We start from the raw sequence: 17904 nt of genomic DNA on the forward strand, positions 1-17904 counted from the left end.
GTAGGTCACCGGTTCACGTTAAGAAAACGTGTCAAACCAAGCTCACGCTGTCTTGATGTAGTCGCGCAGCGCTTCCTGCTCGGCCTCATACTCCTGGACACGGCGCTTGACGATGTCGCCGATCGATATCAGGCCAACCACTTTGCCATCCTCGATAACGGGCAGATGCCTGAACTTGCCGAGCGTCATCATTTCCATGATCCCGGCGACGGTGTCGGACTCCCGGCAACTCACGACCTTGCGCGTCATGACGGCGCTCACCGGCTCCTCGAGAACCCTGGCGCCGCGCTCGCCCAACACCCGGACAATGTCGCGCTCCGATAAGATGCCTTCAAGTCGCCCTTGGTTCATCACCAGCACGGCACCGATCTTGCGTTCGCCAAGGATCTTGATCGCGGCCGAAAGCTTTACATCTGGCTCGACGCTCATGATCTGATGGCCTTTGGTGTCGAGAATTGAACGTACCGTCATTGTCGCCTCCTGAATCCGTATCGCGCCCCCGAGAGCCCGACTTGTTCGCGAGTCTTCAATCAACAGTTCCGCGCCGGTTTCATCTCGGGCGCAGTCGACAAGCGCGGCTGTCATGCACGGCAGCGGCATTGGCTTGCGTTACAACTTGTGTGGATGATGAATGAAATCGCCTCTCGCCGCAAGCGGCGATCAGACGCGGCCAGGCTCGTCCGGCGATGAAGCATCTGCGGCATGTGGCGTTGCACGCGGCACCGGATCGAACAGCGAAAACAACATCAGGCCGGCGAGAAATCCGCCGATATGCGCCTGCCAGGCGACGCTGGCGCCCTCAGTGCCGATCGAAATCGCCCCGAGGCCGAAGATGATGTTGACGCCGAACCACACCGCCAGAAATCCGAGCACGCGCGTGTTGCGCAGCGCCCGGGCAAGCGACAGCGCCGGAACCTTCGCGGCGGCATCCGCATCGCCGCGGTGAAACGAAAGAAAACTCCCCCGCACGAAGGCAAAGCGGATGGCGGCCGCCATGGCGCCGGATACCGAGGCCGAAGCCCCGATCATTGGCGCGATCGCATGCTCGTGGGTGACAAGATGCGCCAGTGCGCCCGCGGCGGCCGTCACCGCCATGAAGACGAAGAACCTGGCGGCACCGAACCGGCGCGCCAGCGCGCTGCCGAACGGCAACAGCCACAACACGTTGAAGCCGATATGGCTAAGATTGGCATGCAGCAGCGAATAGGTGACGAAGGTCCATACCTTGGCGCCGGCCCCGCCGGGAAAGGTGATGTTGAGCAAGGTGGAGTCGTAGCGCTTCGGAATGAAGCCGAAGACGTCGATAGTCCAGTTTTCCAACTCAACGGGCAGCAGCACCCGCAAATGAATTGCAGCGATCAGGGCGATATAGGCCGTCAGCGCGCCCGGCAGCGTCAGGATAGGCTCATGCGGGACGTCCGGCGGCTCGACCTGATGGGAGTACGGCTGGGTTTCCAAGGGGTCCAGGACCTTAGCTGGCGACGACAAGGTGTATTGGCCAGATAGGCGGCTTTGCCCGCCCTGTGCAAGTGCACAATCGGTTCTATCCGTGTTCCGGACGCGGCGCAGCGCCCTTGGCGGTTGCGACGCAGAGCCGGACACGATGTCGCTGACAAAAGACAAAAGAAAAAGGGAGGACGCTGAGAACGTCCTCCCTTGTCTTGCTGGCCTTTTCGCACCCCGGACCCGGGATCACATCCCCGCCCCTCCCCGCGCGATGACCAAACTGTTTGGCGCCACCTGTGTACCAACCGCGCCGGACAGATAAGCCGGCGCCGCCTGATGCGTTCCACATTACGCACGCCGCTGCGCCACCGCCAATCTCATAGTTAATTTAACGTTAACAACGCAAAGCCGCGCGGGAAGCAGCCAAATCGCGGCCCCGGCATGGACGCTGCACGGCCTGTCCTGCACAACGAAGAAGGGAAGGCGGCGTGCGCAAAAGCGGGACAGATGTGTCCCGCCAAGGCAAGCCGGGGAAAGGTAAGCATGAAACACCCATCGAGCCGCGAGTTCTTCGCCTATTGGGATGCGAAACGCGGCGACGCGCGGGCACCGGACCGTAGCGAGATCGAACCCGGCGCGGTGCGCGAGCTACTCGGCGACATCTTCGTGCTGTCCTACGACAACGACGCCGGCTATCCGTTTCGTGTCGCCGGGACACGGGTCTGTGCCCTGCTCGGCCGCGACCTGAAGGATACGAGCTTCTCCGCACTGTTCACCCCGGATAGCCGCCGCGAGATCGAGGACATCATCAGCTACGTCGCCGAAGAAATGCTGGCGGCGATTGCCGGCATCACCGCGACGTCGGAGGACGGCACGACCGCGCATCTGGAGTTGCTGCTGCTGCCATTCAACAACCGGGCGCATGCGCCGATCAGCCTGACCGGGTTGCTGGCGCCTTTCGAAAAAGACCTCGGCACCATCAGGGATTTCAATGTGACGTCATGGCGCTATCTGCACCGGCCGCAAAAGCTCGTTCCGCGCGCCTTGCGCAAGCTCGCGATCGCGCGAGGCTTCATGGTGTATGAGGGCCTGCGATAACGACGGACTCGGCCGAAAGCCCGCGTGCGCAGCTTTACGCGCAACGCCTGGTGGCGTGAATCATGCTCGAAAACGCGCCACGCAAGCCTCCAAAAAATGCACCTGCAAGGATTGCCTAAACGCAAGGCATCAGGCAGGGTCGGACTGCGACGTGGAGCCGGGCCACATCCGCCGATCTGTGCGCACCGAGAGCGGTCTCGGAGGCGATTACTCGGCGTAACCTCGGAGATCCAAGAATGCTCTTCAAGAGACTGATGCTTGCCGCCGCAATTGCCACTGCCGCGGTGGCGACGCAGGCCCATGCCGACGCCCTCGATTCCATCATGAAGTCCAAGGTGATCAAGATCGCGGTGCCGCAGGATTTTGCGCCGTTCGGCTCCGCCGGGCTCGATCTCAAGCCGCAGGGCTACGACATCGACATGGCCAACCTGATCGGCAAGGAACTTGGGGTGAAGACGGAGATCATTCCGGTGACCAGCGCCAATCGCATCCCCTATTTGCAGACCAACAAGGCCGACCTCGTGATCTCCAGCCTCGGCAAGAACGAAGAGCGGGAAAAGGTCATCGATTTCTCGATTGCCTATGCGCCGTTCTTCTCCGGCGTATTCGGCACCAAGGAAATCGCGGTTGCGAGCGCGGGCGATCTCAAGGGCAAGACCATCGGGGCCACCCGAGGCGCGATCGAGGAGCAGGCGCTGACCGCCTCCGCCCCGCCAGATGCGACCATCAAGCGTTTCGAGGACAACAACGCGACTATCGCCGCCTTCGTGTCCGGCCAGGTCGACCTGATCGCAACCGGCAACACGGTCGCCGCCGCGATCGCCGAAAAGGTCCCTGCCCGCGCGCCGACGCTGAAATTCGTGATCAAGGACAGTCCCTGCTATGTCGGGCTCAACAAGAACGAGCCGGCGCTGCTCGCCAAGGTCAACGAGATCATCACCAAGGCGAAGGCGTCGGGTGATATCGCCAAACTGTCGGAGAAGTGGCTGAAGGCGCCGTTGCCGCCCGGCTTCTAGACGCGAAGCGCCCCCGCGGTGTCCTACAAGCTGCAATTCGCCGAACTGCTTCCCTACTGGAACGTGCTGCTGTACGGGCTGGCCTTCACGATCGTGCTGACGGTCGTGTCGACGGTGGCCGGCATCGCGGTCGGCACCGCGGGCGCTGCGGCGCGCACGTTCGGCCCCGGCTGGCTTGGCCGTGTCGTCGCGGTGTACGTGGAATTGATCCGCAACACGCCGTTCATCGTGCAGTTGTTCTTCATCTTCTTCGGCCTGCCGGCGCTCGGGTTGAAGCTCAGCGAGACCACCGCCGCCTTCCTCGCCATGGTGATCAACCTCGGCGCCTATTCGACCGAGATCATCCGCGCCGGCATCGAGGCGGTTCCGAAAGGACACATCGAAGCTGGCCTCAGCCTCGCGATGAGCAAATGGGAAGTGCTGCGCCATGTGGTGCTCAACCAGGCGTTCCGAAAAATCTATCCGGCGCTGTCGTCGCAGATCATCATCGTCATGCTCGGTTCGGCGGTGGTGTCGCAGATCTCGGCGGAGGACCTCACCTACGCCGCGAACTTCGTGGCATCGCGAAACTTCCGCAACTTCGAGGTCTATCTGCTGGCGGCGCTGGCCTACCTCCTCCTTGCGTTACTGACGCGCTCACTGCTGCGTGCGCTCGGCCGCGTCATCTTCAAGGCGAGGTGAGCCATGCTGCAGTTCAGCTTCTGGGACATTCTCTCCAACCTGCTGATCGCCACCCAATGGACGATCGTGCTGTCGCTGATCGCGTTCTTCTGCGGCGGCATCGTCGGACTGATTCTGCTGTTCATGCGCACTTCCAAGATCGCAGCGCTGGAATGGTTCACCAAGATTTACATTGAGTTCTTCCAGGGCACGCCGCTCTTGATGCAACTGTTCCTGTTCTTCTTCGGCATCGCACTGTTCGGCTTCGAGGTCTCGCCGTGGGCGGCGGCGACGCTGGCGCTGACGTTCTGGACCAGCGCGTTCCTGACCGAGATCTGGCGCGGCTGCGTCGAAGCGATCCCGAAGGGCCAGTGGGAGGCTTCCTCCAGCCTCGCGCTCAGCTACATCGAGCAGATGCGCTACGTCATCCTGCCGCAGGCCTCGCGCATTGCGGTCGCGCCCACCGTGGGCTTCTCCGTGCAGGTCATCAAAGGCACCGCGCTCGCCTCGATCATCGGCTTCGTCGAGCTGACCAAGGCCGGCACCATGCTCAACAACGCTACCTTCCGGCCGTTCCTGGTCTACTCGCTGGTCGCACTGATCTATTTCTGCCTGTGTTTCCCGCTGTCCTGGTGGGCGAAGAAAATCGAAGGCCGCCTCAATGTCGCTCGTTAGCATTCGTGACGTCAGGAAGAGTTTTGGTACCAACGAGGTGCTGAAGGGCGTCTCGCTCGACATCGCCAAGGGCGACGTGGTGGCGATCATCGGCCGCTCCGGCTCGGGCAAGAGTACGCTGCTGCGCTGTATCAACGGCCTGGAGACCTACCAGTCCGGCAGCATTGTCGCCGACGGCATCGAGGTCGCCGGCGCCGCTACCAACCTGCGCGAACTGCGCCGCCATGTCGGCATGGTGTTCCAGCAATTCAATCTTTTTCCGCATCTGACGGCGGCCGAGAACGTCATGCTGGCGCCGACGGTGGTCAACAAGGTGTCGAAGGCGGAAGCCCGCGCCACCGCCGCCGAAGTGCTGGCCAAGGTGGGATTGTCGGAAAAGATGGATGCCTATCCGAGCGAGCTTTCCGGCGGCCAGCAGCAGCGCGTCGCCATCGCCCGCTCGCTGGCGATGCGGCCGAAGGTGCTGCTGTGCGATGAGATCACGTCGGCGCTCGATCCGGAACTGGTCAACGAGGTGCTGCGCGTGGTCGAGCAATTGGCGCGCGAAGGGATGACGCTGATCCTGGTCACGCATGAAATGCGGTTTGCGCGCGACGTCGGCACCAAGCTCGTCTTCATGCATCACGGCAAGGTGCATGAAGAAGGCGTGCCCAAAGAGGTGTTTGCGGCGCCACGCACGCCGGAACTGCAGCAGTTCGTGGGTCAGGTGGGCTGAGCTAACTGGGCCCCACGTTGCCTAGGGAATATGGTGAGCTCTGCAGGACTCGACTTGCAACCTCAGCGAACCGCAGAGTTCAAGAAATCTCGTAGACCGACATCTCGTCCTCGATGCCACTCAACGCCACACGTCTGAGCGCTGGCTTTAGCCCGTTGCACTCCAGCAGGACTTGAGTTTGCGCGTGCTCGACCACGGATTTCGTCACGACGATCGAGCGCGAGGCCGCAAGACTTTGGACGCGCGAAGCAACATTGACGGTCTGACCAAAATAGTCTTGCTGGGAATTGAGCGTGACCGCAAGGCATGATCCTTCATGGATGCCGATCTTCAGACGCAAACTCTGATGTTGACGCTGGGCGCCGAGATCACTCATCGCCTCGCGCATGCGAATCGCTGCGGCAATGGCGCGGTCAGGCGTCTCAAAGGTCGCCATCACCGCGTCGCCAATGGTCTTCACGACGGCGCCCCTTTCCGAAACGATAATCTCCTGCAGCAACCGGAAATGCTCGTCGACGAGATCGAAGGCGACGAGATCACCGACGCGCTCATAGAGCTCCGTCGAGCCCTTGAGATCGCTGAACAGGAAAGTCAGGCTCAAAATCTTGAGCCGTTGGCCGACGGCAAGTGTTTCGGTCCGGTAGATGTCGCGGAATGTCTGATTGGTGAGGAGACGCTTCGCGGTGAGAATGGGCTTGCGGCGATTGAGGAGGTCGTCCAGCGCCTGGTTCGCCATCCATACCGCTGGCAGCACACGGCTCTCGGTACGGTTCTCTAGGGCCAGGCGCAGTGGTCCGGGACGCAAAGCAACGTTTTCAACCGGGACCTGTACCTTGTTGAAGATCACGGACAAGGTCTGGCGTTCGTTCGCCTCCCCGCCGCTGACTTCGAGGAACTGCGCCGTATGTGTCACGGGATCGAACACAATCAATGTGCCCGCCGGTAATTGCAGGGAGAGAATGGCCCTCTCTCCCGGCGGCAAGTCGACGCTTTCAAGCGTGACTTCGTCCAGCACCTTCTCCAGATCCGCCGGAAGATCGATGGCCGAACTCCAAAAGACCTGACGGTAATATTCGGCCAGGGACAATTCGTCGGGGCTGTGAGCCGCTATCCTGCGCACGCGCGGGCTCACCGTGAAGGTCACCTCGACGAGGTTGTCGAGCGTCGTCTCATAGCCGGCGGCGCAAAAAGCGCAATTATACTGCGCCTTGTCCAGGGTCTTCAGGCTCTTGTTGGCGGAAAGAACACCTGCGCAGCTCGGGCACATGACATTCCATGTCATCTCGAAAATGCCAAGCCCCACCGCATTCAGCAGCGCCGCGACGACCCGCTCCTCGGCGAGGCCTTCCTTGGCAGCGAGGTCAAGCGCATTCATTTTGTTCAAGGCATGGTCCGGGGCATCCCGCACCATACGCTCGAGCATGTCCACCACGTCTTCGCCGGCCGACTGACGCAGGGCCGCGAACAAGATCTCTGCTTCGCTCATGCGACAATGCTCCCAATGAATATTGATTGCAGCCCACGCTGCGTCCGGATGCGCGATGCTCTTGCAGGCCCAACGCTTACCCTTCTTGAGCGCATCACACTCCTCCAATTTGTCTATGTTTTCGCTCCGCCAGACACTGCTTCAGCCTCACGCCTTCAACCACGGATCGTGACGATATCAGCCAGGGACATCAGCGGCCGCTGAATCGCGCCGCGCGCTTCTCCAGAAAGGCATTGCGCCCTTCCACCGCATCCGCGCTCATGCGGATTTCCGCCTGCGTCTCGATCTCGCGACGGAACTGATCGGCATAGGTGGCGTGTTCGCTCTCGTCGATCAGGCGGCGCGTCGCGACCAGCGCGCGCGTCGGCCCGTTCGCGAGGCTGCGCGCCAGCGCCAGCGCGCCGTCGCGAAGCGCCGCGTCGTCGAACACTTCGCGGACCAATCCCCACTCTTTCGCCAGCTCGGCCGTGAGAGGCTCGTTGGTCATCATCAATTCAAGCGCGCGCTGCCGGCCGACGAGACGCGGCAACAGCCAGGTCGAACCGAGATCGGGCACCAGCGCGATGCGGCTGAATACCTGAATGAAGCGCGCCGAACGCGCGGCAACGATCATGTCGCCCGCCATCGCGAGGCTGAACCCGCCGCCTGCCGCCACGCCGTTGACCGCCACCACGACCGGCACGCGGCATTCGCGCAGCGCCTTGAATGTCGGCCAGTAGTATTTCATCACCCCTGCCGCGATGTCGTCGCCCAATATTTGCGCCGCCTTGAGGTTTTGCCCCGAACAGAAGCCGCGGCCGGCGCCCGTCAGCACAAGCGCCCGCACTTGCGGATCCTCGCATGTCTCGCGGATGGCAGTCGCAAGGTCGCACAATAGATCAGGCGTCATCGCATTCAGCGTCGCAGGCTCATCCAATGTCAGAACGCCGACGCCATCGTCGCGTTCCCGCTTCACTCCCGGCATTTCGCAACCTCCGTTTGCTGGCTTTTGGCCGGCCCGGCCGGGCGAGGTAATCCTAACGGTACCGAAACAACGCAGCGAAGCACAATCGCCTCGTGCAGACTTGACCGAAATCCCTGTTGCCAGAGATACTTGGCCCATTGGATGTGAGCTATGTTTGAGATCGGTAATTCTGCGTAATTTTTTCTCGCAGTGTCCTATTGGGAAGCCGCTTCCGAACAACTGCCGTTCCGGCAGGAACGGTTGGAGTCGCTCCTGAACACGACCAAGCAGGACCTCAATCAACTCGTGTAGAAATAGAAGTCATCGCGCCAAATCGGCTTGTGATGCGATTGCCTCAATCCTGTCTGCGGCGCGTCATGGCACGACGTCGGCTCCGACATGCCGTTCACCGTGTGTGAACGCGCCAGCACAATCCGAATGCCACTTTCCGAAGGCGCCGATCGCGCCACAGCCGCGCCAAATTGTCCGTCCCGAAATGTTCAGCGCTTCCTGCAACCACCGCTAACACATCATTAACCCTGTCGGCCTTAGGGTCTTGCTGACGCCGAAGGACCGGCTGTCTGGTGGCGAAGATGTCGTTTGCGCAAAAGAAAACAACCACGGTGCCGTCCGCGCAGGAGCGGCGGCGCTTCCAACGCGTCAAGGTTCACTTGCTCGGCCGCTACATGCTGCCGGATCGCCGCGAATTTCCTTGCCAGATTATTAACATGTCGCCGGGCGGACTGGCGCTGCTGGCCCCTGGCATCGGCAATGTCGGCGACCGCGTGATCGCCTATCTCGACCATATCGGCCGCGTCGAGGGCAAGATCACCCGCATCATCGACAACGGCTTTGCCATGACGGTCGGCGCCACCGCGCGCAAGCGCGACAAGCTCGCCGCCCAGCTCACCTGGCTCGCCAACCGCGACATCCTCAACCTGCCGGAAGACCGCCGCCACGACCGTATCGTGCCGCGCAACCCGATTGCGCTACTCACGCTCGAGGACGGCAGCAAGATGACCTGCCGGATCATCGACCTGTCGCTGTCGGGGGCTGCGATCGCCGCAGAGAACCGCCCGCCGCTGAAGTCGCTGGTCATGCTCGGCAAGGTGCAGTCGCGCGTGGTGCGAAATCTCGAAGAAGGCTTTGCGCTGGAGTTCGTGCACGAGCAGGTCGCCGAAGCGCTCGAAGACGCGGTTACCGCGCGGTAAAGCGCCAGCCGCCAAAAATCCCTTATTTTTCAGTCTCAAGAGGCGGTAGCCGGGTTGCCGGATGCCGCCTTTTCGCTGTCCGGCACCGGCCAAAGTCGGTTAACACGGGGCGGTTTTGCCCGCGCATCTCCTGCTATTGCAGCGCCACAGGCGTTAATCCATAAAATTTGAATCAATTGCAGTTGTTTCAAATTTTATTCGAGTTCGATTCAAATATAGATCGAAATATCCGCTAGCTTTACTAGTATTCATGTCAAATGTACTTGCCTGACTTAGCTGCAGCGCAAATCCTTTGTGCGAAACGTGGTCCCAACAAGAAACGGGGGCCACAATGTTGTTCAGGGGACAGGGGAAGGGACTGGCGGTGATCGCCATCCTGTTGGGGATGAGCGTCTCGGCGAAAGCCGGCGACGCAATCTACGCTAGTCTGGGTGATACCGCGCGTTCGCCGATCGGCTGGGTCGAATTCTGCGCCGAAAACGCCGGCGAATGCCGCGGCGGCGCTTCACAGCCGCGCGACATCGTGATGTCGCAGACGGCGTGGCGGGATCTGCTGCGGGTCAACAAGTGGGTCAACGAGACCATCAAGCCGATCACCGACATGGATCATTGGGGTGTGATCGAGAAGTGGTCGTTGCCGACGGACGGTTACGGTGACTGCGAGGACTATGTGCTTCTGAAGCGCAAGATGTTGATCGACGCCGGATGGCCGCGCGAGGCGCTGCTGATCACGGTGGTACGCGACAAAAAGGGCGAGGGCCATGCGGTGCTGACGGTGAAGACCGACAAGGGCGAGTTCGTGCTCGACAACCAGAACGAAAACGTCCTGGCCTGGACCGAGACCGGCTACCGCTTCGTCAAGCGTCAGTCGCAGAGTGACCCGAACGTGTGGGTCTCGCTCGGTGATAGCCGCCCGGCGGTCGCTACCGCCTCGTCACGCGATCGGTAACGAGAAGGATTTTACGAACCCGCGACCCGGTCACATCCCCACCCCTCCCCGTCCCAGACCGGTTCGCGCGCGGCCAGGCTTCCCCCAAAGCCTGGCCGCACCTTTTTGAGCGGCCTCCCACTAGAGCGCGCGTGGCTTTGCAGCTTGCTCTAGTATTGGCCGCCGAGCAGCGCGCGATAATTCGAGTTGACGGTATCGTAGCATTCGCAGGCCGCCTCCCGCAGCGCTTCCAGATCGAGGATATGGATCTTGCCGCGGGTGTATTTGATGATGCCGGCAGCTTGAAGCGTATGTGCCACGAGCGTGACGTGGGTCCGCCCGACGCCAAGCATCTCCGCGAGAAACTCCTGGGTGAAGTTGAGGGTGTCGCTGCCTGACAAATCCCTTGCCCGCAGCATCCAGCGGCAGAACCTCGCATCAGTATGGTGCGAGGCCATGCAGGCGGTCGATTGCTGGGCCTGGGCATACAGCGCCTGCTCGTGCCGGATCAGCAACGACAGCAAGGATTGGCTCTGCATCGCCAAAGTCTTCAGCACGCCAACGTCGCAGGTCAATGACGGGCCAGAGAGCTGTACAATCGCCCGGCTCAGGGAAATTTTTCCATCCAGCGCCGAGGACGCACCGACAACGCCGTCCCGTCCGACCATGGCGGCTTCGACGATCTCTCCGGTCGATAGCGCAACGACCAGTGAAATGATGGCGCCGGTCGGAAAGTACACGGTGCTGATCGGGTCGCCCGCCTCATACAGGGTTTGCATTTGCTGCAGGCTGGCTGGTTTCAACCGAGGCTCAAGCGCGGCAAGGTCGCTCGGGGACAGCGACGCGAGAAGCAGATTGCTGGGACTGATCATGGCTGCGCTCCTGCGTGGGCGGCGGGAGCGCAAAGAACTCTCAGTCAGCGGCGCCGGATGGACCTGCCGATAATCGACGACCTTAGGCCTCTGGCTGCGGAAAGCGAGAATTAAAGTTCCTAATATGTCTGTTAGGTGACAGACAGCATTGCCGGCCTGGCTCTCAATTAATCGTCCTTTTCGTCGCCTTGGAGGGCTCAAAATGATCCATGTGGACGATCGTACCGCGGCAAATCTGGATGTGGTTCTGGAAGAGGCCTGCAGGGGATTGAAACACGGTGGCGACCACGAAACCCGAAAAAAGATTGCCACGAAACTCATTCAAGCTGCCAGGAAGGGAAATACCACGCTAGGCGGCCTGAAGGCTGTGGCGGATCGAGTCCTGACGGAGATGGTGCACCGCAAATCGGCCTGACAGCGATTTCGAATGTGCGCCAATAAGCCGCGATGGCCCGTGGGCCGCCGCGGGGCCATCGTGTTTTGATCTGACGACTACGCCGCCAGCGCCACGCGCGAGGTCGATTTTTGCCGCATCGGCTTGCCGCCGGGCGGTCCGGGCGGTTTGTGGTCGAGCATCGAAAGCGCTTCGAGAATCTCGTCGATGGTAACGAAGCGCCTCGTGCCCGCCAACTCGCGCAGCGCGGGATTCGACGTCACGGCCGCCGCATCCGAGGCCCAGGACGCGAGGATCGCGCGCTTTTCGCTCAGCGAAAGCGTGGCGTCGGCGACCACATCGCGCGGGTGGTCGAACACGGTCGCCGGATGCAGAACGGCATTTAGGTCAAAGATATTGTCCGTCTGATCGATCATCGGTTCATCCTCCCCAAAGTTAGCAGTGCTATTCTTCTCCCTCGCCCCGCTCTTGCGGGGGAGGGTTGTCGGGGTAATGGGCTCTCTCCGCGAGTCGAATGCGTGGCAACAGCCCCTCGTCCCGACCTTCTCCCCGCGAAGAACGGGAAGGAGAAGAGCAACTCCTCACGATCTCCCGCCCGCAATGCCCGGGCGGGAGCCTTTCCCTTCGCGAGGCGCGAGCCGGCCTTAGGCCGCCCTCGCCTCGATCTGCTGAACATTGCTTGGCGCCACGCCATTAATGGCGATGCGGCGCGGCTTCATCGCTTCCGGGACCTCCCGGAACAGCTCGATCCGCAGCAAACCGTCTTCAAACGACGCGCTCTTCACCTGCACATGATCGGCAAGGCTGAACTGGCGCTTGAAGGGACGCGCCGAGATGCCCTGGTATAGATATTCGCGCTGGGCCTTGTCGGCCTTGCGGCCCTCGATTGTCACGGTGTTCTGCTCGGCGGTGACCGAAATCTCATCGGTCGAAAAGCCGGCGACGGCGAGCGAGATCTGATAGCGATCTTCGCCCAGACGTTCGATGTTATAAGGAGGGTAGTTATCCTCGCCCATGCGTTGCGCGGTTTCAGCGAGGTCGAAAAGGCGGTCGAATCCGATGGTTGAACGCCAGAGGGGTGTGAAATCGTATGTGCGCATAGCCAAATCCTCCATAGAGCAAGTTGGATACGAGCGGCACCGGACACGACCGGTGCCCGTCCCAGGACCGGGCCCCAAAGGCGCCCGGACCGCCGCCCATCGGCGGCAGCAAAAAAATTGGAAAACCGCGATTTGGTTTCAAGGGTGCAGAAAAAAATTTTTGGCGAGCCGGGCCGCCGGCCTGGCATGCCCTGTCGATCTTTTGCACTGCGCGAGCGATGTGCGATGATGGACCGCCGCAGCCGGAGAACGCACCTTGGCTCACAGCGAGATCAACGCCATCCGCGCATTACTGGGTTCGAAGCCGCGACCGGTCGGATGGTCGGAGCGGCGGCAGCGGCTCGACGAAGTCGGATCGACCTGGCCGGTGGCATCCGACGTGGAATGCGAGCCAGTCGATTGTGCCGGCGTCGCCGGCGAGTGGTCGATTGCGCCGGGCAGCGAGACATCGCGTGCCTTGCTGTACTTCCATGGCGGCGGATATTGCTCCGGCTCGGTCGTCAGTCACCGCCGCCTGGTGACGGAAGCCGGCCGCGCGGCACGCACCCGTACCCTCGCAATCGACTACCGGCGCGCGCCTGAACATCCCTATCCCGCTGCGCATGAAGACGCGCTGACCGCGTGGCATTTCCTGCGCACGCAAGGCATTACGCCGGCGCGCATCGCGGTCGGCGGCGACAGCGCCGGCGGAAACATGGCGCTCGGGCTGATCCATCGGCTGCGCGCCGCCGGCGAGGAATTGCCGGCCTGCGCCTGGCTGGTCTCGCCGTGGACCGACCTCACGATGTCGGGCGGAACGCTCATGACCAAGGAAGCCGTCGACCCGCTGATTCACAGGGCGTATCTCGCTGAACTTGCGGATGCCTATGCGCCGCCCCCCGTTGACCGCCGCGGTCCGCTGATCTCGCCGCTATTCGCCGATCTCACAGGCTTTCCGCCGGCCCTGATTCAGGTCGGATCGGCTGAGACGTTGCTGGCAGACGCCACGCGGCTCGCCGAGACCGCGGGGGCGGCTGCTGTCGATGTGACGCTGCAGATCTGGCCGCACATGATCCACGCTTGGCCGGTCTGGAATGCTAAACTCGAGGATGGCCGGCGCGCGTTGGCCTGTGCCGGGCAATTCATCCAGTCGCATATCCGACAGCACTGAACACCCAGCTCTCGCTGGCCGCGCCAGAAAAGCCTGATTTCCAAAGGCTTGGCCGGAATTCCTCACCTGCCCCGCAAATCCCGGGTTTTAGCGGCAGAGCGGCTGTGCTATTTGGGGACATTGAAATCACGTCCGGATTTGGAGTCGCATGATCGAACTCGCCCCCCGGAGTGCCAGCCCCATCGCGCGTTTCGGCGGTCAGCCGATTGCGATCGCCGCTGCGGCTCTCGTCATTGTCGTGCTTGGAGTAAGCTCTATCGGCTTATGGCGCGCCTATACCGGCAGTGCTCCCGAGACCGATCGCGCGGCCGCGGCCCGCCTGTTGCAGGCACGCGCCGCGCAAGCGTCCGAGCAACTGGTCGAGAAGACCAAGGGTCTGGAAGCGACCCAGCAGGAATCGATCGACCAGTTGCAGGTGGTGCAGGACCAGCTCCTGACGGTGCGCCGCCTTCTCACCGCGCAGCAGGCCGACACCAGGAAGCTTTCCGAGCAGGTCGGAACGCTGACGGAAGCGATCGACGGCTTGCGGCAATCCTTTGCCAGCGCGCAGACCTCCGAACCGTCCGCCGCTCCCGCGCCGCGCAAGCGGTCGGCCAAGGCAAAGCCTCGCTCGGCCCGGAGCGCGAATCGCAGCCGCGCCAAGGCGCGCGGCTGACTGGTCCGGGCGGCGTTTTGACGGGCTGGCGCGGCTGCGGCCGACGCTACCGCGATCCGCACCGCCTGCTTCCGGCAATCCGACGATTTCGCCCGTTGCATAGGACCAGTGGATTCGCCGCGGCCCGGATCATGGGGTATTTTCCACCGCTGCGGCCCGCCTTGCCGGAACTTTTTTCCGCCTTTGTGAACTGGTTCACAAATGCCCGCGGGAATCCCGGGCATCCTGCAATTCACCGGATGGCGTGAGCCGATTTCAATATCCGGGGCTGGCAAGGTCGTTGACGGTATACTGCGTCGACGGCCTTGTTTTTTGTGCCCGATTTTTGGGCCGTTGCGCTGCGCGCGCCCAACCGCCTGATGTCTCGCAACCAGGTGATTTGCGTTCGCGCCGGTTTGCAAGCTGAATGCGCCTCCCAAAAAAAGGAGGGCCGCCATGAGCGCCGAACCCCAGCCAACATCTGACGTCATTGGGCTGACCAAGGTCGCGCCATTCTCGCGACGCGGCTTCATGACCGCGTCGGCCGCCGTGACGGCGGGATACACGCTTGCAGCCGGGCCGGTGCGCGCCGACGTGATCAAGACCGATACCAGCGGCCTTACCGCCGGTGACGCCATGATCAAGGTCTCCGACGGCGAGATGCCCGGCTATTTCGCGCGGCCGGCCGGCGTCAGCAACCCACCGGTGGTGCTGGTGGCGATGGAGATTTTCGGCCTGCACGAATACATCAAGGACGTGACGCGGCGCCTCGCCAAGCTCGGGGCCTTCGCGGTGGCGCCGGATTACTATTTCCGTAAGGGCGACCTGACCAAGATCGCGGATATGCCGCAGCTATTGCCGATCGTGAATTCAAAACCGGACGCTGAGCTACTATCCGATCTCGACAGCACCGTTGCCTGGGCCAAATCGCAAGGCGGCGACACCTCGCGGCTCGGCATCATCGGGTTCTGCCGCGGCGGACGGACGGTCTGGGAATATGCCGCCCACAGCAGCTCGCTCAAGGCGGGCGCCGCGTTCTACGGTCCGTTGGTCGATCCGCCGAACCCGGTGTGGCCGAAGAGCCCGACGCAGCTCGCGGGCGACATGAAGGCGCCCGTGATCGGCCTCTACGGTGAGGCCGACACCGGCATTCCCGTTGCAACGGTGGAAGCCTTCAAAACAGCTCTGGCGGCGAACAAGAAGACCGCCGAGTTCAAGATCTATCCCGCCGCGCCGCACGGCTTCCACGCCGACTATCGCCCGAGCTACCGGAAGGACGCAGCCGAGGACGCCTGGGCCCAGATGCAAGCCTGGTTCAGGAAGTACGGGGTGTTGAGCTAGCTTGGAATCTGTGAGGTGAAACAGGTCTTCAATATCCCGCCTCCACCCGACGCGGCCAAGAGGAAAGGCCAGCATCAACCAACAAGCGCAACTTATCGGAAACCTGCAAATAAGAACGGTCACGCAGACACCAGGTTTGCGCGGGACACGACTGTGCGTGACGTTGCTATCCGATGCGACCGCCCTTGCGATGCGGCCTGGACATCGTCTGCTCGATCTCCCAGACCATCCAGACGAACACCGATCCCAGACCAATCACGACAGCCAAAAGCAGCAATGTCAGTTCGGGTGCTGTGAGCATGTTCAACATCCGCGATGCGATGCGGACGGCGTATCAGCGAATCAATAACCGAGCCTCGGTGTTATAACACCGAGACGCCATTATTCATCCCCGCCGGACGGAATCAGCCGCATACCTGCACGCGCCGGATGCGCCAGCCAAACGGCGTAAGCACACTCCGCCGAACGATGTAGCAGCCACCGTCGCCGTAATAATAGGGATCGTCGTAGCCATAGCCGGCGTAATACGGATAGCCGTAATCATAATCGTCGTAGTAGCCGTATGGTCCGTAGAGCCCGTAGCCCAAGCCGACGCCGATCGCTGCCGCGGCAAACGGGAATCTCCGATGATGCCTAAATCCGGGGTGAAAGCCGCCGCGGAAACCGTTGACGGCAAGGGTGCCGCCGCGGAATCCACCCGCGCCGATCGCGGCCGAACGGAATCCGCCACCGCCGATCGCGGCCGGACGGAATCCGCCACCGCCGATCGCGACCGAACGGAATCCGCCGCCGCCGATCGCAGCCGGACGGAATCCGCCACCGCCCATTCCAAAGCCGCCACCGCGGAAGCCGCCACCGTGGAAGCCACCGCCGCCGTGGAAACCGCCACCGCCGTGGAAACCCCCGCCACCAAAACCACTACGCGCCAAAGCCGCGTCCGGCGTCAGCATGGCGACCGACGCGGATGCGAACAAGGCGATCATCATTTTGCGTAACATCACCCATCCCTCCGTGATCTTGCGTTCGAACGCTCGACGCTTTCAGGCTCGGATCCTGACAGATCCCGGAGTAACTCTAGGACGATGTCTTGGAGTTGGCTGGGTAATCTTGCTCACTTCTGCGCGACTGTATTGGGGAGATCAGCAGCCGCGGCAAATGCCCTTTATCTTGCGATCGACCGTCTTGTTTTCTTCGTTGATCTCAGCATCGCCGCTCGTCTGCGGGCCTGTCACGTTCGTTCCCGATCCTGCCGATCTTCCCGAGCCTGTCGTTACACCCCTGCCGGTGTTGACGCCGGCGCCCGAAGATTGCGCGGTCCCGGCGGCGTTTGTGCCCGGTGCAGGCGGTGACGCCAGCTTGGAAGAGTTCGCCGCGCCGCTCGGATCTTCGCCGGAATTGTTCAATCCACCCGGACTGGCTGGACCCGCCGGCACGCCGGTGACGCTTTGCGTGCCCGCGCCCGCAGAGCCCGCGTTCGGCGAACCAGCGGCGGTGCTGCTGCCGGCGGAAGGACCACTCGCCGCGCCGCCTGCGCTGGCGCCGCCGGTGCTCGCGCCTCCGCCGGTGCCGCCGCTGCTTCCGCCTCCGCCTTGTGCAAACGAAGTGACGGGCGATATCAGGATTGTGATGGCCGCAACTGCGGCGGCCGCAGACGATAGCTTCATCAGCTTCATCGGAAATCTCCTTTTCGAAAGCAACGACAGCGCCCTGGCCTTGTTCCTCCCGGAACGATTCCCCTGCCAGATCATTCATTCACATCCGCTCGACGGCCGGAGTGGTCACGCTTGCGCAAATTGATCGCCTTCGACGATGACACGCTCGACAAGCTCAAACAGCTTGCACGTGACCGGATGGCGACATTTCAGGAACTGGCCGACGAAGCCTTTGCGGACCTGCTCAAGAAACACGGTATTCCGATCGACCTCAAGGATGCGCTGAAGAAAAGCGCCGGGCTTTCGAAGGCCGCGACGGCGCGGAAGACGAGATCGAAAACCGGAAGGTTGCCATCATGAATTCCGACCCGGATCCTTTCGAGCAAGGCCAGCGCGCCGCACGCCAGAACATTCCGGCGGAAGCCAATCCCTATCGGGATGGCAGCGAGGAGCATGCGCTCTGGGCCGCCGGCCATGAAAAGGTCGCTGGCCCTCGCGAGGCGAACGAAAGCGAAGGTGGCTGAGCCGCCCGGAAGGTTCGATCGGAGCAAACCCGTTACGCGGTAACTCGTCGGCGCGGATC

General features: G+C 62.1%; 23 protein-coding genes. 13 read left to right on the plus strand and 10 right to left on the minus strand.

Features of this window, described 5'->3' with window-relative positions:
• Positions 1-42 precede the first annotated feature (42 nt).
• Positions 43-471 (minus strand): CBS domain-containing protein, encoded by a 429-nt coding sequence (locus HCN58_RS04305; RefSeq protein ID WP_171578135.1) that lies wholly within the window; start codon positions 469-471, stop codon positions 43-45.
• A 189-nt stretch (positions 472-660) separates the two neighbouring features.
• Positions 661-1458: a rhomboid family intramembrane serine protease gene (locus HCN58_RS04310; RefSeq protein ID WP_171578624.1), complete on the minus strand. Its 798-nt coding sequence runs from the start codon at positions 1456-1458 to the stop codon at positions 661-663.
• 531 nt (positions 1459-1989) lie between these two features.
• On the opposite strand from HCN58_RS04310, the gene HCN58_RS04315 reads away from it, so the two are divergent.
• From HCN58_RS04315 to HCN58_RS04335, 5 genes are all read left to right on the plus strand, one after another.
• Complete coding sequence (locus HCN58_RS04315) at positions 1990-2544, plus strand: PAS domain-containing protein (protein ID WP_171578136.1); 555 nt, start codon at positions 1990-1992, stop codon at positions 2542-2544.
• Positions 2545-2780: 236 nt separating this feature from the next.
• Entirely contained in the window at positions 2781-3560 is a 780-nt protein-coding gene (locus HCN58_RS04320; protein ID WP_171578137.1) for a transporter substrate-binding domain-containing protein, read from the plus strand.
• Positions 3561-3578: 18 nt separating this feature from the next.
• A complete protein-coding gene (locus HCN58_RS04325; RefSeq protein ID WP_171578138.1) occupies positions 3579-4241 on the plus strand; it encodes an amino acid ABC transporter permease in 663 nt (220 codons plus the stop codon).
• Positions 4242-4244: 3 nt separating this feature from the next.
• Positions 4245-4895 carry an amino acid ABC transporter permease gene (locus HCN58_RS04330; protein ID WP_171578139.1) on the plus strand — a complete coding sequence of 217 codons (651 nt, stop codon included), beginning with the start codon at positions 4245-4247 and terminating at the stop codon, positions 4893-4895.
• Positions 4882-5610, plus strand: a complete 729-nt coding sequence (locus HCN58_RS04335) for an amino acid ABC transporter ATP-binding protein (RefSeq protein ID WP_171578140.1) — start codon at positions 4882-4884, stop codon at positions 5608-5610. The genes HCN58_RS04330 and HCN58_RS04335 overlap by 14 nt, the downstream gene beginning before the upstream one ends.
• 79 nt (positions 5611-5689) lie before the next feature.
• On the opposite strand, the gene HCN58_RS04340 is transcribed toward HCN58_RS04335, so the two are convergent.
• Both HCN58_RS04340 and HCN58_RS04345 read right to left on the minus strand, forming a co-directional pair.
• On the minus strand, positions 5690-7096 hold the full coding sequence (locus HCN58_RS04340) for an adenylate/guanylate cyclase domain-containing protein (RefSeq protein ID WP_171578141.1): 1407 nt from the start codon (positions 7094-7096) through the stop codon (positions 5690-5692).
• 190 nt (positions 7097-7286) lie between these two features.
• A complete protein-coding gene (locus HCN58_RS04345) occupies positions 7287-8060 on the minus strand; it encodes an enoyl-CoA hydratase-related protein (protein ID WP_171578142.1) in 774 nt (257 codons plus the stop codon).
• 572 nt (positions 8061-8632) lie between these two features.
• Here HCN58_RS04345 and HCN58_RS04350 point away from each other — a divergent pair.
• Together HCN58_RS04350 and HCN58_RS04355 are read left to right on the plus strand one after the other, a co-directional pair.
• On the plus strand, positions 8633-9250 hold the full coding sequence (locus tag HCN58_RS04350; RefSeq protein ID WP_171578143.1) for a PilZ domain-containing protein: 618 nt from the start codon (positions 8633-8635) through the stop codon (positions 9248-9250).
• Positions 9251-9581: 331 nt separating this feature from the next.
• On the plus strand, positions 9582-10199 hold the full coding sequence (locus HCN58_RS04355) for a transglutaminase-like cysteine peptidase (protein WP_171578144.1): 618 nt from the start codon (positions 9582-9584) through the stop codon (positions 10197-10199).
• A gap of 149 nt (positions 10200-10348) precedes the next feature.
• On the opposite strand, the gene HCN58_RS04360 is transcribed toward HCN58_RS04355, so the two are convergent.
• On the minus strand, positions 10349-11050 hold the full coding sequence (locus HCN58_RS04360) for a Crp/Fnr family transcriptional regulator (protein WP_210265868.1): 702 nt from the start codon (positions 11048-11050) through the stop codon (positions 10349-10351).
• A 202-nt stretch (positions 11051-11252) separates the two neighbouring features.
• Between HCN58_RS04360 and HCN58_RS04365 the strand changes: the two genes are divergently transcribed.
• Positions 11253-11465, plus strand: coding sequence for a hypothetical protein (locus HCN58_RS04365; protein WP_171578145.1), 213 nt, complete (start codon positions 11253-11255; stop codon positions 11463-11465).
• A gap of 77 nt (positions 11466-11542) precedes the next feature.
• On the opposite strand, the gene HCN58_RS04370 is transcribed toward HCN58_RS04365, so the two are convergent.
• Positions 11543-11860 (minus strand): hypothetical protein, encoded by a 318-nt coding sequence (locus HCN58_RS04370; protein ID WP_171578146.1) that lies wholly within the window; start codon positions 11858-11860, stop codon positions 11543-11545.
• Positions 11861-12088: 228 nt separating this feature from the next.
• Entirely contained in the window at positions 12089-12544 is a 456-nt protein-coding gene (locus tag HCN58_RS04375; protein ID WP_171578147.1) for an Hsp20 family protein, read from the minus strand.
• Positions 12545-12800: 256 nt separating this feature from the next.
• On the opposite strand from HCN58_RS04375, the gene HCN58_RS04380 reads away from it, so the two are divergent.
• From HCN58_RS04380 to HCN58_RS04390, 3 genes are all read left to right on the plus strand, one after another.
• Positions 12801-13694 carry an alpha/beta hydrolase gene (locus HCN58_RS04380; protein ID WP_171578148.1) on the plus strand — a complete coding sequence of 298 codons (894 nt, stop codon included), beginning with the start codon at positions 12801-12803 and terminating at the stop codon, positions 13692-13694.
• A gap of 148 nt (positions 13695-13842) precedes the next feature.
• Positions 13843-14349, plus strand: coding sequence for a hypothetical protein (locus tag HCN58_RS04385; RefSeq protein WP_171578149.1), 507 nt, complete (start codon positions 13843-13845; stop codon positions 14347-14349).
• Between the two features lie 435 nt (positions 14350-14784).
• Positions 14785-15669 (plus strand): dienelactone hydrolase family protein, encoded by an 885-nt coding sequence (locus tag HCN58_RS04390; RefSeq protein ID WP_376701144.1) that lies wholly within the window; start codon positions 14785-14787, stop codon positions 15667-15669.
• A gap of 166 nt (positions 15670-15835) precedes the next feature.
• On the opposite strand, the gene HCN58_RS36710 is transcribed toward HCN58_RS04390, so the two are convergent.
• The 3 genes from HCN58_RS36710 to HCN58_RS35550 all read right to left on the minus strand — a co-directional run bounded on the left by HCN58_RS36710 (position 15836) and on the right by HCN58_RS35550 (position 17342).
• Positions 15836-15970 (minus strand): hypothetical protein, encoded by a 135-nt coding sequence (locus HCN58_RS36710; protein ID WP_283814530.1) that lies wholly within the window; start codon positions 15968-15970, stop codon positions 15836-15838.
• Positions 15971-16073: 103 nt separating this feature from the next.
• The gene (locus tag HCN58_RS04395) at positions 16074-16667 is read right to left on the minus strand and encodes a hypothetical protein (RefSeq protein ID WP_171578627.1); all 594 of its coding nucleotides are present in this window, start codon (positions 16665-16667) and stop codon (positions 16074-16076) included.
• Positions 16668-16808: 141 nt separating this feature from the next.
• The gene (locus HCN58_RS35550; RefSeq protein ID WP_235983369.1) at positions 16809-17342 is read right to left on the minus strand and encodes a hypothetical protein; all 534 of its coding nucleotides are present in this window, start codon (positions 17340-17342) and stop codon (positions 16809-16811) included.
• A 111-nt stretch (positions 17343-17453) separates the two neighbouring features.
• Between HCN58_RS35550 and HCN58_RS04405 the strand changes: the two genes are divergently transcribed.
• Together HCN58_RS04405 and HCN58_RS04410 are read left to right on the plus strand one after the other, a co-directional pair.
• Complete coding sequence (locus HCN58_RS04405) at positions 17454-17681, plus strand: hypothetical protein (protein WP_171578150.1); 228 nt, start codon at positions 17454-17456, stop codon at positions 17679-17681.
• On the plus strand, positions 17678-17845 hold the full coding sequence (locus tag HCN58_RS04410; protein ID WP_171578151.1) for a hypothetical protein: 168 nt from the start codon (positions 17678-17680) through the stop codon (positions 17843-17845). The genes HCN58_RS04405 and HCN58_RS04410 overlap by 4 nt, the downstream gene beginning before the upstream one ends.
• The last annotated feature ends 59 nt before the right edge of the window (positions 17846-17904 follow it).

The organism is Bradyrhizobium australiense (genome assembly GCF_013114825.1).
GTDB classification, from domain to species: domain Bacteria; phylum Pseudomonadota; class Alphaproteobacteria; order Rhizobiales; family Xanthobacteraceae; genus Bradyrhizobium; species Bradyrhizobium australiense.

Excerpts from the sequence above, each read along its gene's own strand:
- HCN58_RS04370 (WP_171578146.1), bottom strand. The coding sequence starts at position 11,860 with ATGATCGATCAGACGGACAATATCTTTGACCTAAATGCCGTTCTGCAT.
- HCN58_RS04355 (WP_171578144.1), top strand. The coding sequence starts at position 9,582 with ATGTTGTTCAGGGGACAGGGGAAGGGACTGGCGGTGATCGCCATCCTG.
- HCN58_RS04385 (WP_171578149.1), top strand. The coding sequence starts at position 13,843 with ATGATCGAACTCGCCCCCCGGAGTGCCAGCCCCATCGCGCGTTTCGGC.
- HCN58_RS04330 (WP_171578139.1), top strand. The coding sequence starts at position 4,245 with ATGCTGCAGTTCAGCTTCTGGGACATTCTCTCCAACCTGCTGATCGCC.
- HCN58_RS04305 (WP_171578135.1), bottom strand. The coding sequence starts at position 471 with ATGACGGTACGTTCAATTCTCGACACCAAAGGCCATCAGATCATGAGC.
- HCN58_RS04335 (WP_171578140.1), top strand. The coding sequence starts at position 4,882 with ATGTCGCTCGTTAGCATTCGTGACGTCAGGAAGAGTTTTGGTACCAAC.
- HCN58_RS04395 (WP_171578627.1), bottom strand. The coding sequence starts at position 16,667 with ATGTTACGCAAAATGATGATCGCCTTGTTCGCATCCGCGTCGGTCGCC.
- HCN58_RS04375 (WP_171578147.1), bottom strand. The coding sequence starts at position 12,544 with ATGCGCACATACGATTTCACACCCCTCTGGCGTTCAACCATCGGATTC.
- HCN58_RS04350 (WP_171578143.1), top strand. The coding sequence starts at position 8,633 with ATGTCGTTTGCGCAAAAGAAAACAACCACGGTGCCGTCCGCGCAGGAG.
- HCN58_RS36710 (WP_283814530.1), bottom strand. The coding sequence starts at position 15,970 with ATGCTCACAGCACCCGAACTGACATTGCTGCTTTTGGCTGTCGTGATT.
- HCN58_RS04340 (WP_171578141.1), bottom strand. The coding sequence starts at position 7,096 with ATGAGCGAAGCAGAGATCTTGTTCGCGGCCCTGCGTCAGTCGGCCGGC.
- HCN58_RS04345 (WP_171578142.1), bottom strand. The coding sequence starts at position 8,060 with ATGCCGGGAGTGAAGCGGGAACGCGACGATGGCGTCGGCGTTCTGACA.
- HCN58_RS04390 (WP_376701144.1), top strand. The coding sequence starts at position 14,785 with ATGAGCGCCGAACCCCAGCCAACATCTGACGTCATTGGGCTGACCAAG.
- HCN58_RS04360 (WP_210265868.1), bottom strand. The coding sequence starts at position 11,050 with ATGATCAGTCCCAGCAATCTGCTTCTCGCGTCGCTGTCCCCGAGCGAC.
- HCN58_RS04365 (WP_171578145.1), top strand. The coding sequence starts at position 11,253 with ATGATCCATGTGGACGATCGTACCGCGGCAAATCTGGATGTGGTTCTG.
- HCN58_RS04410 (WP_171578151.1), top strand. The coding sequence starts at position 17,678 with ATGAATTCCGACCCGGATCCTTTCGAGCAAGGCCAGCGCGCCGCACGC.
- HCN58_RS04320 (WP_171578137.1), top strand. The coding sequence starts at position 2,781 with ATGCTCTTCAAGAGACTGATGCTTGCCGCCGCAATTGCCACTGCCGCG.
- HCN58_RS35550 (WP_235983369.1), bottom strand. The coding sequence starts at position 17,342 with ATGAAGCTGATGAAGCTATCGTCTGCGGCCGCCGCAGTTGCGGCCATC.
- HCN58_RS04315 (WP_171578136.1), top strand. The coding sequence starts at position 1,990 with ATGAAACACCCATCGAGCCGCGAGTTCTTCGCCTATTGGGATGCGAAA.